The organism is Streptomyces sp. NPDC091416 (assembly GCF_044756845.1).
In the GTDB taxonomy this organism is placed as follows: Bacteria; Actinomycetota; Actinomycetes; order Streptomycetales; family Streptomycetaceae; genus Streptomyces.
The window spans coordinates 578,576-591,354 of record NZ_JBIVTU010000003.1 but is presented as its reverse complement, the minus strand read 5'-3'; the positions used below and the strand labels follow the sequence as shown (position 1 = coordinate 591,354).

The following is a 12,779-nucleotide window of genomic DNA, read 5'->3' as shown; positions in this document are numbered from 1 at the left end:
GAACATGCTAAGGTCATCACTCGTATCATAAGTGATGACCAAGGTTTCCGGTCACGCCACGCCCCGGAGGCGAGAGCACGCCCGGGGCCGGACCGGCCGCCCCGGCAAGGCACTTCGGGCAGGCCGGGCCAGGGCTCCGGAGACAGGAATCGCCCGTCACCAGCGCGACACGCTTCAACCGAAGGCGGGGTGCGAGGCATGTCACCGGGTTCCGGTCCACGGCCGCGGCGGATCGAGCGGGTCGCGGAGCAAACGAGGCCTGACTGCCGAAAGGCCCGGAGCGCTTCACGCCAGGTTACTCCCCGGTCATCAATTCGCACGCCGGTAAAGGGAGTTGGGGGATCCGGACGTGTCCGGCCGGCACGGCCCCACCTGGCAGGCGGCCGGGCGCAACCACCACGACCGCAGGGACAACCGACACTGTACGGAGGCAATCCGAAGTGAGTAAGCGCACAGTCCTGGTGGTCCGCGGCGGCTGGGAAGGACACGACCCGGTCGGCTGCACCCGGATGTTCATTCCCCGGCTCGAACGCGCGGGGTTCGAGGTATCCGTCGCCGAGGACCTCTCGGTGTACGAGGACGCGGACCTGCTCGCCGCCACCGACCTCGTCGTCCACTCATGGTCCGGGGACGAACTGACGTCCCTTCAGGAGGACACGCTCGTCTCGGCCGTGGAGGCGGGAACGGGTTTCGCCGGCTGGCACGGCGGCGTCATCGGAACGAATGTCGCCGCCGCTCGCTATCTGCGCATGGTGGGGGGACGTTTCCTGTGGCACCCGGAAGGGTTCCAGGACTTCACCGTCCGCATCACGGCCCTGCCGGAACGGGACGGTGAGATCACGCAGGGCGTCGAGGACTTCGACGTCCTCACCGAGCACTACTGGGTGCTGACGGACACTCTGAACACGGTGCTGGCCACCTCGGTCCTCTCCCCCGACGGCGGCCAGTGGGACGAGCCGGTCGAGTTCCCCGTCGTGTGGACGCGCCGCTGGGGAGCCGGCCGGGTCTTCGTCTGCACCCTCGGCCACCGCGTCGCGGACCTGGAGGTGCCGCAGACCGCGAAGATGGTCGAACGGGGCCTGGTCTGGGCGGCACGCTGAGGAACCGGGGCGGCCGGCACACCGATGCGCCGGCCGCCCCGGTGCCGGGCCGGGTCCGTGCCGGCGCCGGCCGTGCTTCAGGAGCTCGCGCGGGCGACGACCCGGTAGCCCACGTCGCGGTGCGGAACTCCGACCGGAGCGCCGCGCATCCTCTCCAGCAGCAACTCGGCGCCCAGCTCGCCGATGAGGGTGCCGGGCACCGCCACCGTGGTGAGCGAGGGAACGAGGTGCCGGGCCAGCTCGTAGTCACCGAACCCGGCCAGGGCCAGCGTGCCGGGGACCTCGATCCCGCGGCGCACGCACGCCTGCAGGGCGCCGGCGGCGAAGACGTCGCTGGAGAACATCACGGCGTCGGAATCCGGATGCCGTTCCAGCACCAGGTCCAGGAGCGTGACACCGGTGTCCATGGTGACCGGCTCCGGCCCCGCGTCCACCGTGCGCGGAGCCGTCCCCAGCAGCTCGCGGACGGCGGTCGTGTAGCCGTCGAGCCGCTCGGCGGCCCGGGGGTCGCCGGATGTGTGGCGCCCGGCGAACGTGATCCTGCGCCGGCCCCGCTCGACGAGGTGCCCGACCATCGCGGCGGCCGCCGCCGTGTTGGAGAAGCCGACCAGCAGGTCCACCGGATCGTCCGACCAGCCCCAGGTCTCCACGACGGGCACGCCCGCGGCGGCCAGCAGGGCACGGGTCCCCGGAGTGTGGTCGGTTCCCACCATGAGCAGTCCGTCCGGCCGCCGGCCGAGGAAACTCCGCAGCACGTCCTCCTCGTGGTCCGGCCGGTAGTCGGTCGTGCCGACGAAGATCTGGTAGCCGTGGGCCGCCAGGGCGGTCGAGAAGGCGTGGACGGTGTCCGCGAACACCGACGCGTTGATCTGCGGGACCAGGACGCCGACGGTACGGCTGCGGTTAGACGCCAGGTTGCTGGCGGCGAGGTTGGGCACGTAGCCGGTCGCCGCGATGGCCGCTTCCACCTTGGCCCGGGTCTCGTCCGGCACCGACCGCGGGTCGCGCACGACCCGGGAGACCGTCTGGGCGGACACCCCGGCCGCCGCCGCCACGTCCGACAGGGTCACCGAACGGGTGGCGGAACGCTTGCGAGGGCGGCGGGGTGGCTGGGTCACATCCGAGACGATATCCATTGCGCCGGCCGCCGCACCGGCCGCCCGGCCGGTCCGGGCGGACGGCGCGCCCTGCGTCACAGCGCTCCTCGTGCGGCCAGGGAGCGCATCAGATCGGCGAGACCGAAGTTCCAAGGCTCGCAGGCGTCGCTCGGCCTGATCCGGTTGACGAGGGAACCGAGCCGGGGCGTGGCGATGGTGACCAGGTCTCCGTCGTGGTGGGTGAAGCCCTGGCCCGGAGTGTCACGGTCCTCGACGGGGGCGAACATCGTGCCCAGGTAGAGCACCGCACCGTCGGGATACCGGTGGTGCGGACCGATCAGCTGACCGACGAGGTCCAATGGATCACGGCTGATGGACGCCATGGAGGACACCGCGTCGAGCCGGTAGCCCTCCTCGCCCTCGACGGTCAGGGTCACGGCCGCCTTCCGTACGTCGTCCATGCCGAAGGCGCCGTCGAAGAGCCGCACGAACGGTCCCAGGGCGGCGGAGGCGTTGTTGTCCTTCGCCTTCGACAACAGGAGTGCCGAACGGCCCTCCACATCGCGGAGGTTGACATCGTTTCCGAGCGTGGCTCCCACGACCTTCCCCGCCGAGGAGACGACGATCACCATCTCCGGTTCGGGGTTGTTCCACCGCGAGGCGGAAAGGACTCCGGCGTCGGTGGCGGTACCGACGGCGGCCAGTACGGGGGCCTTGGTGAAGATCTCGGCGTCGGACCCGATGCCCACCTCCAGGTACTGACTCCACATCCCCCGGGCGACCAGGAGTTCCTTGAGGGCGGCGGCTTCCGCGGAGCCGGGCCGCAGGGATGCCGGATCGTCCCCGACGAGTCCGCGGATCTGCTCGCGCACCTCGGCGGCGCCGGAGGCCTCGCCTCGCACACGTTCCTCGATCACCCGCTCCAGCATGGACACCACGAAGGTGACGCCGGCGGCCTTGACCGCCTGGAGGTCCACGGGGGCGAGCAGCCAGGGACGTGCGGGATCGCGTGTCCCGGGCGGTGTGTTGGCCAGCAGTTCGCCGAGTCCGGCGAGGCGCTCGCCGTGGGCCGCGCGCAGCCGCGCCGCCGGGTCGGGTGTTTCGCAGAGGTCGCGGACGGTCGGGAAGGTCCCGGTCACGTCGTGCACACCGCTCTCGCGGACAGCGACGACGCAGGGGCCGATGCCGGGCTGCCAGGCCCGGCCGACGAGGGCCCCTTCCGTGCCGTCGTCGGGCAGGGTGGTGGCGGCGTCGGGCCACAGGGTCATTTCGGTTCCTCTCAGGCTTTGCGGAAAACGGGCGGTCGCTTCTCGGCGAACGCGCGGCGGCCTTCGGCGGCGTCGTCGGTGGCGAAGCAGATGGTCTGCAGGTCCCGTTCGTAGGCGAGAGCCTGGTCCTCGGGCAGATTCCCGGCCGCCCGCAGATTGATCTTGACGGTCTCCGCCGCAACGGGGGCGCGGGAGGCGATGACCGCGGCAAGTGCCTGGGCCCGGTCGAGCAGTTCGCCGGGGGCGACCACCTCGCTGACCAGGTGCCACTCCAGCGCCCGTGCGGCGTCGATGCGTTCGCCGGTGAGCAGCATGAGTGCCGCGTTGCCCGGGCCGGCCGCGCGGCTGAGGAATGCCGCCATGCCACCGCCCCCGATCCAGCCGAGTGTGATCTCCGGTGCCCCGAAGGACGCCGTCCGGGAGGCGATCCGGATGTCGCAGGACAGGGCGGTCTCCAGTCCGCCGCCCAGGGCGTAGCCGCCGACGGCGGCGATCGTGGGCGTCCGGGCCTCGCGGATGGCGTCGCAGTAGTCGACGCGGTTGCGGAACTCCCAGGGCGTGCGGTAACCGTCGAGTTCGCGGATGTCCGAGCCGGCGCTGAAGGCGCGCCCGCCCGCACCGGTCAGAACCACCGCGCGGACGTCGTCCGTGGTGTCGCACCACTTCACGGCCCGGACCAGGGCGCGGGACATCTCGGGGGTCACGGCGTTCAGCTTCTCGGGCCGGTTCAGCGTGAGGGTGGCGACCCGGTCGGCGACGTCGAGCAGGACGTGTCCGGTGCCGAGGTCGGGCGGGGTGCTGGTGTCGGTCATGCTCGTCCTGCTTCCTTCGTGGTCCGGCTCGCGCGGTAGAGGGCTCGCAGTCGGCCGACCGCCGCCCGGTGGCCGGTCTCGCCGGCCAGGGCCTCCCGGACGACGGCGGAGGCCGCGTTCTGGAAGCCGATGTAGCCGTCGTGGCGGGGGCGGACCCACGCCTGTTCGCACGTGGCGGTGGTCCGGCGGTAGAAGTCCGCCGCGACGATCGCCGGGTCGGTCCAGGCGGCGCGTGCGCTCGGCTGCCCGCTGTGCCGGGGCAGGAATCCGCGCTGGGTGGCGGGCGACATCAGCCAGCGGATGTGGTCCAGGAGTTCCGGGGTGGGAGTGCAGCGGGAACTGATGGCGAGTCCGGTGCCGCCGAGTGTGGAGCCCGGCCGTCCCCCCGGCCGGGCGGCCGGGGCGTCCGTGAACGTCAGCCGGTCCGCGTAGGTGACGTAGCCGTACACCAGCGGGCAGTGCGCCAGGCGGTCGGTGCCTGCCATCAGCTCCAGCAGCCCGATCGGGTTGAGCGTGCGTGTACGAGCGGGTGCCCGGGAGTCGATCCCGGCCATGAGGTCCAGGACGGCGCGTCCTGTCGTGTCGCTGATCAGTTCCCCGGGGTCGGCGGCCGGTTCCTCGCCGAGGGCGACCGCGACGGAGGCGAAGGTGAGGAAGGCGTGCGGTCCGGCGAGCGACAGTGCCACCGGCGAGCGGTTCGCGAGGCCGAGCACCTCCTCCCAGGTGGTGGGCGGCTCCCCGGCCAGATCGGTGCGGGTGGCGGAGACCTGGGTGGCCGCGTCCAGGGGCAGGGCCCACTGACTGCCCTCCATCGCGTACGAGTGCATGGTGGGTCCGATCGAGCCGGCGCGCCAGCCGTCCAGTTCCTCCCTGCCGAAGAGGTCGTCCAGCGGGCGCAGGCAGCCCGCGGCGAGTGCCTCGCCGAGGTGCGGGTGGTCCAGCACGACGAGGTCGTAGCGGGCGCAGAGCTCGTCGACGGGATGGGACTCGAAGCCCTCCAGCGGCTGGACGGACCAGTGCACGAGGTCGCCGGCCGCCGCGGCGAGGGCATCATGGCCGCGCGGGTGGTCCCAGGTCAGTCCGGCGTAGGTCACTGGGTCTCCGTCACGGTGCCCGAGTCGAACAACGCCTCGATCTCCTCCTGGCAGAGGCCCGCTTCGGCCAGGATCTCGCGCGAGTGCTGGCCGGTGAGCGGTGCGCCTCGGTCGATACGGGGCGGTGTGGCGGAGAACTTGTAGGGGAACCCGGGCACCTTCACACGGCCCTCGGTGGGGTGGTCGTAGGTGACGAAGGTGCCGTTGTGGCGGATCTGCGGGTCGTCGACCAGGTCCGCGTAGCCGTAGACCGGTCCGGCCCATACGCCCGCGGCCTCGAAGGCGTCGAGCCAGTGGCGCGAGGTACGGGTGCGGAGCCGGGACGCGGTGCGCGAGAAGAGCTCGTCGCGGTGGGTCCAGCCGTGTTCCTCGTCCTCCATGGACAGGAAGCTGTCCTCGCCGAGGAGTTCGCCGAGCGTCTTCAGCGGCGGGAAGGCGAGGACGATGTAGCCGTCGGCGGTCTCGAACGCGCCGTAAGGCGCGCGGATGTAGACATGTGCGTGCGGTTCCCCGGAGCGGCTCTGCGCCAGGCCGCCCACGGTGTGCACCGACAGTTCCTGCATCTGGAGTGTGGTGACGGCATCCAGCATGTTCACCGTCACGAGCTGTCCCTCACCGGTGCGTTCGCGGTGCAGCAGCGCGGCGAGCACGCCCTCGAAGGCGGTGGACGCGGTGACGGCGTCCACGAGGTACTGGCCGGCGGCCTGCGGTGCCTCGCCCGCGCGGCCTGCGGAGAGCATGGCACCGGACATCGCCTGGAGCAGCAGATCCTGTCCTGGGCGCTGGGCGTAGGGACCGTCCTCGCCGTAGCCGGAGATGGAGACGTACACGAGCGACGGGTTGATCTCCGCCAGCGAGGCGTAGTCGACGCCGAGGCGGCCGGCGACGCCGGGGCGGTAGTTCTGCAGGAAGACGTCGGCCTCGGCCACGAGCCGGCGGAGCACCTCCTTGCCGTCCGGATCCTTGAGGTCGACGGCGAGGGAGCGCTTGTTGCGGTTCAGCGAGAGGAAGGAGACGTTGATCCGGTTTCCGCCCGCGCCTCCCGCCGCCGCGTGACGCTGCCACTCCCCCGTGACCGGCTCGACCTTGACCACATCGGCCCCGAGGTCGCCGAGCCGCTGGGCCGCGAACGGGCCGGCCATGGCGATGGAGCAGTCGAGGACCCGGTACCCGGTGAGTATCCCGGGCTTGTCAGGCGTCGTCATGGGACTCCTTGAAAGAGGAGGAAGGCGAGGAGGAGCAGGAAGGGAACTCGCCCCGCCGTCGCCGCAATTGTTGTTCCCAGCTCTGTTGTTAGCGCTACCGGCAGCGCTAACATTCACGCTATGCGGGCACCGCTCGCAGTGTCAACGCCTCGATCCGCCCCGCGGCGCCCGGCCGGCACCGGGAAGATGGGAACCACCGATGAGTCAACCGCAAGCAGCACTCGTGACCGGCGCCGGCGGCGCCCTGGGACGCGCCATAGCCTCCCGTCTGGCCGCCGACGGGCACGATGTGGCCGTGCTCGACCGCGACACCGCATCGCTGGAGCAGACGGTCGAGGAAGTGCGGAAGTCGGGTGCCCGCGCCCTGGCTCTGACCACCGACCTGCGCGACGCCGGAGCGGTCGAAGCTGCCGTCGGACGGTCCGCGGCGGAGCTGGGCACGCTGCGCGTCCTGGTCAACAACGCCGCCGTGTACCCGAGCCGGCCCTTCCTCGATGTGCCACTGGCGGAGTACGAGGATGTGGTCGCGGTCAACCAGCGCGCCTACTGGGTCGCCGCTCAGGCGGCCGCGCGCCGTATGGCCGGCACGGGCGGCGGGGCGATCGTGAACGTCGCCTCGATCACCATGCACGGAGGCTGGGACTCGCTCGCCGCCTACATCTCCACGAAGGGCGCGGCCGTCGCCCTCACCCGCGCACTCGCCCGCGAGCTCGGACCTGCGGAGATCCGCGTCAACTGCGTCTCCCCCGGCGCGTTCCCCACGGCGGCGGAGGCGATCCACGACGATCCCGACGCCTATACGCGGCATGTGCTCGACCATCAGTCCCTCAAGCGGCGCGGCCGCCCGGAGGAACTCGCCTCGGCTGTCTCCTTCCTCGCCGGACCGGACTCCTCCTTCGTCACCGGCCAGTGCCTGGAGGTCAACGGAGGGTGGGTGATGGCGTGAAGCTGAACGGACGCGACTACGACCGGCACGCCCTCGCCCGGCACGCCGGCGACCTCACGGCCGCAGGCGGTGTGCGGTCGGTCGTCCTGGACGACGGCTCCGAACGCGGGATCCGCACGCTGGAGTTCCGTACCGGCGCCGGACTCTCCTTCGATGTGCTCGTGGACCGGGCCATGGACCTCGGCGGGGCGGAGTTCCTGGGCCGCGGGTTCGGCTGGCGCTCCGCGACCGGCTTCCGCCACCCCGGCCTGCACGAGTACCGCGACGACGACGGCCTGTCGATGATGCGCAGCTTCTCGGGTCTGCTGCTCACCGCCGGTCTCGACCACACACTGTTCGGCGCCGAGGTGGACGCCTCGCAGTACCGCTACCCGCCGCGCCGCACCGCCTCCCACGCGCTGCACGGCCGGGTCGGCAACCTGCCCGCCCGGCTCACCGGCTACGGCGAGCAGTGGCAGGACGAGGGCCACTGCGTCCTCTGGGCGGAGGGCGAGGTCCGCCAGGCCGCGATCTTCGGTGAGCACCTGCGGCTCACCCGCCGTATCGAGGCCGATCTCGGCGGCACGGAGATCCGGCTCATCGACCGGGTCCGCAACGCCGGCTTCGACCCCACACCGCACATGTTCCTTTACCACATCAACGTCGGCTGGCCCTTCCTGGACGAGGGCGCGCGCTACGAGATGCCGCTGCGCCGCACGCTGTGGCAGAGCGACAGCGTCGCCGAACAGGGTGTCTCGAACACCGACATGCCGGGCCCGCTGCCCGGGTTCGTCGAGCAGGTCTACGAGCACGATCTGGCACCTGACGCCGACGGCTCGGTACGGCCCCGGCTGGTGAACGACCGGCTGGGGATGTACTTCGAGCTGGAGTACGACCAGGCGCAGTTCCCGTCCTTCTTCCAGTGGATGCACCTGCGCGAGGGCGCCTACGCCGTGGGCTTCGAGCCCTCCACACACCACGTGCGGGGCGAGACCGCGGCCCGCGAGGACGGGTCCATGACCTTCCTGGATCCGGGTGAGGAACGCCTGTACACGACGACGTTCCGGGTGGGCCGGACCGGCTGATCACCCGCCGCAGCATCCATCTGGTGACGTACGACAACGACAAGCAGTTCACGGCTGTTTCACCGAGGCGGGCAGGCCTGGACCGGTGACCTGGCGGGCCCTCTCCACTGAGGCGGCCAGGTCGGCCGGCAGGCCTGGAGAGCACGTCAGGTCGGAACCATGAGCGGCGCTCTGCCCGACGCGTCAAAGTGCGCGGCCCGACGCGGCTTCCCGTTCTCCTGCGGCGAGTTGGCTTGCGACCGCAGCCGTCGCACGGCACTTGGCGGCGGGCGAGGACGGGCCGGTCCGGGGCGTCGCTCATGCCTCGGCCGCCAGAAGCCCCTACGAGCGTTCCGGCCGGGCCGGCGGATCACGTCAGTGTTCGCCGGCCCCGATCCGGTCCGGGACCTCTGCTCGCGGGTGCACAGCACCCTGGTCAGGCGAGGCGAAGCGCGCTCACGCCGTCGCACGCCGTGCCGAGCGGATCCCGGCCGAGTGGCACGAACAGGTCGCGCCCGCTCCGTGCTCCGTACGCCGGGAGGGCCGTGACACCCGGGAACCGGCCCCGTACGCGCGGGACCGGACCCCGGCTCACGGCCTCACGTCACGCCCCGGGCACCGGACCGCGCTCCGCGGTGTGCCCGGCGAGCGCGTCGTACCCGGGGCCGTACCAGCGCTTGACCAGCTTCACCGCCAGGGAGCCGGGGGGCGGCGGGATCAGGGACCCCTCACGTATGGCGGTCCCCAACTCCTCGCGGGTGAACCATCGGGCGGCGACGATCTCGTCACCGTCGACGGTGATCCGCGGCGAGGCGGCGCGCAGGGCGAAGGCGAGCATCAGGCTGCCGGGGAAGGGCCACGCCTGACTGGCGACGTAGGTGACGTCCGTCGCGTGTACGCCGACCTCCTCCAGCAGCTCCCGGGCCGCCGCCTCCTCGGCGGTCTCGCCGGGCTCGACGAATCCCGCCGGAGGTGACATCCGGCCCGGCGGCGCCACGGCGCGGCGTGCAAGAAGGAGCCGGTCCCGGTCGTCGGTGACCGACATCATCACCGCGGGGTCGGTGCGCGGGTGGTGCTCGGTCGCGCAGTACGCGCACCGGCGGGAGCGGCCGTCGGCGCGGAGGCCGGCGGGGGTACCGCAGCGCGGGCAGTTCGGGGACGCGCGTACCCACTGGTGGAATCCGACGGCGCGCAGCGCGATGCCGGCCTGCGCCGGGGGTAGCTCCTCCAGGACGTCGATCAGGCGGGCGCGGCGGGTGCCGGGAGGGACGTCGGTGCGCGGCACGGCAAGGTAGGGCCTGCCCTCGGCGTCCGTTCCCGTCACCTGGCCCTCGGCCGGGGGCGGCGGCGCCAGGTCGGCGAGCTCGGGTCCCCGGGCGCCGTCCCGGAGCAGGATCGTGTCGCCGTCGACCGCGACCACCTGTGCATCGTCGGTCCGTCGGGTCATCGGATGCCTGCCCGGTGGGGAAGGGCGAGCAGGCGTTCGGTCAGGGACTCCACGACCTGGCGGCCGACCGGCTCCTCGACGAGGTCCTGCCGCCAGCGGCCGGCCACCACCCAGTGGCCCGCGACATTCTGTTCGAGCTCCACGACCAGCCCGAAGCCCGCCCGGGGCGCGCTGACGCGCAGGGGGCGGTACGTCACGCCGGAGGCGAACGCGCCGCCGGGCTCCGGGGCTTGGAGGGCCACCATCACGTCGAAGAGTCCCGCGTCGGCGGCCTGGATGCCCTGGTCGCGGGCGATGAGGTCGAAGGGGAGGCGGGCGCGCCGCAGTGCCTGGAGCACCAGCCGGTTCACCTCGGTCAGGCGTGTGGCGGAGTCCGTCGTCCTCAGGCCGCGCAGGGGCAGGACCAGGGGGTTGACGAAGCAGCCGAGGATCGGGATGTGGGCCTTCTCGAATCGGCCGGAGGAAACGGTCGTGAGGTTCACGGCGTCCACTTCGAAGACGTCTCCGACGGCGGCGGACGTCTCATGGAGCAGGGCCGACAGCACGATGGAGCGGGCGGCCCGGATCCCGCCCCGGATGCGGTCCGTCGTGGCCGCGTCCAGAGTGATCTCGTACTCGCCCCGGGCGCCCTGGTCGGTCTCGGGGGACGCCAGCAGGGCCGGGGCGGGGTCCGCGAGCACCTTCCGCCAGAACGGGAAGTCCATCTCCGCCCAGACCGGGATCCGGTCGGGCTCCCAGCGGGCGTACTCCCGGTAGCCGGGAACGGCGTCCCACGCGGGGGGCCGGCCGGCAGCCCGGGCTTCGTAGGCGGTGCCGAGGTCCGCCGCGAGGAGCAGTTCGGACTGGCCGTCGAAGGCGATGTGGTGGATGTTCAGGCAGAGCAGCCAGGAGTCCGGGGCGAGTGCGGCCAGGCGTGCGCGGACGGGCGGGCGCCGCTCCAGGTCGAAGGGGCTGTCCCACCAGTCGGCGCACACGCGCGCCGCGAGGTCGGCCGGAGGGAGGCCGGGTCCGGTCACCGTGACGTGTTCCAGGGCGATCCCGGCGGCCTCGGCCGTCATGATCCGCTGGACGGGCTCGCCTGCCACGTCCCACAGGTAGACGGTGCGCAGCACCTCGTGACGGCGCAGGACGTCGTCAAGGGCGGCGGTCATCGCGTCCGCGTCGACGGGGCCCGTGAGGTGGTAGGCGAGGACGACGTTGTTGTCGTCCTGGCCCGGTGTCATCTCCTCGTCCCAGAGGAACCGCTGCTGGGCGTGGGAGAGTCGGACGTCTCCCGGCCCGGTCACGCGCGCTCCAGGAGTGCGCGGTCGAGCTTGCCGTTCTGTGTCAGCGGCAGTTCGTCCATCTGCCGCCAGACGACGGGGACCATGTAGTCGGGCAGCAGCGCTGCCACGTGCGCACGCAGGTCGCCGCCGGTCACGCCGTCCGCCGTGTCGGTGGTGTAGGCGGCGACGAGCTGGGAGTCGACGACGACGACCGCGGCCTCGCGGACCCCGGCCCGGCCGCGTACGGCCGCCTCCACTTCGTCCAGTTCGACCCGGTGGCCGCGGAGTTTGACCTGCCGGTCGACGCGGCCCCAGTGCACGAGGAGGCCGTCCTGGCGGCGGACCCGGTCGCCGGTGCGGTACCAGTCCTCGGGCGCGGGGCGTCCCACGACGGGGGCGTGGGGCGCGGGTCCCCGCAGGAACCGGCCCCGGTCGTCGGCAGGGTCGACGTACCCGGCGAAGCGCTGGGGGCCCCGCACGCACAGTTCGCCGTCGTCGGCGGGGAGCCCCGCTGGGTCGAGGACGGCCTCCTCCAGGTGGGGGTAGACGGTGCCGATGGGGACGGTGCCGTTGCCGGTGTCGGGCCAGAGCGCGGGGTCGTCCGGCATGCGGTAGCTCACGCAGACGCCGGCCAGTTCGGTGGGGCCGTAGATGTTCTCCACGGCGGAGCCGGGGGCGGCCGCGCGCCAGGCGGCGGCCGCCTCGTAGGTGAGCTGTTCGCCGCCGAACATGCTCCACCGCAGGTCGGGCAGGGATCCGGGGCCGAGGGTGCGCATCCGGCGGGCGATGGCGATCACCGAGGGAACGGTGTCCAGGTGGGTGATGGCGTGCTCGGCGAGGAAGCGGGCCGGGGAGCGCCAGGAGTGTCCGGCGGCGGCGACCAGGCCGGCCCCGGACGCCCACGCGGCGAGGATCTCGAAGACCGACCCGTCGAACGTGAGGTCGGCCGCCTGGGCCATCCGGCAGCCGGGGCCGAGTTCGTACCGGTCGATGACGTGGGTGAGGTAGGCCCGCAGCGCCCGGTGGTCGACGGGGACGCCCTTGGGGCGGCCGGTGGAGCCCGAGGTGTGCAGCACGTAGGCCTCCTGGCCGGGCTCCGCCTCGACCCCGGCCGGGGCGGGTCCGGTCCCGTCCAGGTGGTCGGCCGCGGAGAGGAGGCGCACCCCCTCGAACGTCGCCGGGTCCGGGACCTCGCCGTCCACGAGGACGGTCGCGGGAGCGGCGTGGTCCAGGACCTCCCGAACCCGCTTCTGCGGCCACCGGGGGCCGATCGGCAGGACGGCGCCACCGGCCCGGAGAATGCCCAGGTAGGCGGCGTACGTGGGGAACTCCCGGCGGAAGACGAGCCCGACGCGGCCGGGGCGCGGGCCGAGGCGTGCGGCGACGGAGCCGGCGGCCCGCCACAGCTCGGCGTAGGTGTGTTCCCGCTCGGCCACACGCAGGGCGATCCGGTCCGGACCGCGTCCGGTCTGCTCCGCGATCGCGGACACGACGTCATGCAT

General features: G+C 72.5%; 11 protein-coding genes. 3 read left to right on the top strand and 8 right to left on the bottom strand.

What is annotated here, in order from left to right; translation table 11 throughout:
* Positions 1–440 precede the first annotated feature (440 nt).
* Entirely contained in the window at positions 441–1,100 is a 660-nt protein-coding gene (locus ACIQMX_RS13195) for a ThuA domain-containing protein (RefSeq protein ID WP_402477346.1), read from the top strand.
* Between the two features lie 77 nt (positions 1,101–1,177).
* Here ACIQMX_RS13195 and ACIQMX_RS13190 read toward each other — a convergent pair whose 3' ends face one another.
* From ACIQMX_RS13190 to ACIQMX_RS13170, 5 genes are all read right to left on the bottom strand, one after another.
* A complete protein-coding gene (locus ACIQMX_RS13190; RefSeq protein WP_402477343.1) occupies positions 1,178–2,218 on the bottom strand; it encodes a LacI family DNA-binding transcriptional regulator in 1,041 nt (346 codons plus the stop codon).
* Positions 2,219–2,292: 74 nt separating this feature from the next.
* Positions 2,293–3,465, bottom strand: a complete 1,173-nt coding sequence (locus tag ACIQMX_RS13185; RefSeq protein ID WP_402477340.1) for a fumarylacetoacetate hydrolase family protein — start codon at positions 3,463–3,465, stop codon at positions 2,293–2,295.
* Positions 3,466–3,476: 11 nt separating this feature from the next.
* A complete protein-coding gene (locus tag ACIQMX_RS13180) occupies positions 3,477–4,277 on the bottom strand; it encodes an enoyl-CoA hydratase/isomerase family protein (protein WP_402477338.1) in 801 nt (266 codons plus the stop codon).
* The gene (locus ACIQMX_RS13175) at positions 4,274–5,371 is read right to left on the bottom strand and encodes a carbohydrate ABC transporter substrate-binding protein (RefSeq protein WP_402477335.1); all 1,098 of its coding nucleotides are present in this window, start codon (positions 5,369–5,371) and stop codon (positions 4,274–4,276) included. Before ACIQMX_RS13175 ends, ACIQMX_RS13180 begins: the two co-directional genes overlap by 4 nt.
* A complete protein-coding gene (locus ACIQMX_RS13170; protein WP_402477332.1) occupies positions 5,368–6,576 on the bottom strand; it encodes a CaiB/BaiF CoA transferase family protein in 1,209 nt (402 codons plus the stop codon). The genes ACIQMX_RS13175 and ACIQMX_RS13170 overlap by 4 nt, the downstream gene beginning before the upstream one ends.
* A 199-nt stretch (positions 6,577–6,775) precedes the next feature.
* Between ACIQMX_RS13170 and ACIQMX_RS13165 the strand changes: the two genes are divergently transcribed.
* Together ACIQMX_RS13165 and ACIQMX_RS13160 are read left to right on the top strand one after the other, a co-directional pair.
* Positions 6,776–7,522: an SDR family NAD(P)-dependent oxidoreductase gene (locus ACIQMX_RS13165; protein WP_402477329.1), complete on the top strand. Its 747-nt coding sequence runs from the start codon at positions 6,776–6,778 to the stop codon at positions 7,520–7,522.
* Positions 7,519–8,586, top strand: a complete 1,068-nt coding sequence (locus tag ACIQMX_RS13160) for an aldose 1-epimerase family protein (RefSeq protein WP_402477327.1) — start codon at positions 7,519–7,521, stop codon at positions 8,584–8,586. The genes ACIQMX_RS13165 and ACIQMX_RS13160 overlap by 4 nt, the downstream gene beginning before the upstream one ends.
* A 583-nt stretch (positions 8,587–9,169) precedes the next feature.
* Here the strand turns inward: ACIQMX_RS13160 and nudC are convergent.
* From nudC to ACIQMX_RS13145, 3 genes are read right to left on the bottom strand one after another with little or no spacing between them, the layout of a single operon-like run.
* On the bottom strand, positions 9,170–10,012 hold the full coding sequence (gene nudC / locus ACIQMX_RS13155) for an NAD(+) diphosphatase (protein ID WP_402477324.1): 843 nt from the start codon (positions 10,010–10,012) through the stop codon (positions 9,170–9,172).
* A complete protein-coding gene (locus tag ACIQMX_RS13150) occupies positions 10,009–11,298 on the bottom strand; it encodes a condensation domain-containing protein (protein ID WP_402477322.1) in 1,290 nt (429 codons plus the stop codon). Before ACIQMX_RS13150 ends, nudC begins: the two co-directional genes overlap by 4 nt.
* Entirely contained in the window at positions 11,295–12,779 is a 1,485-nt protein-coding gene (locus ACIQMX_RS13145; RefSeq protein WP_402477320.1) for an AMP-binding protein, read from the bottom strand. The genes ACIQMX_RS13150 and ACIQMX_RS13145 overlap by 4 nt, the downstream gene beginning before the upstream one ends.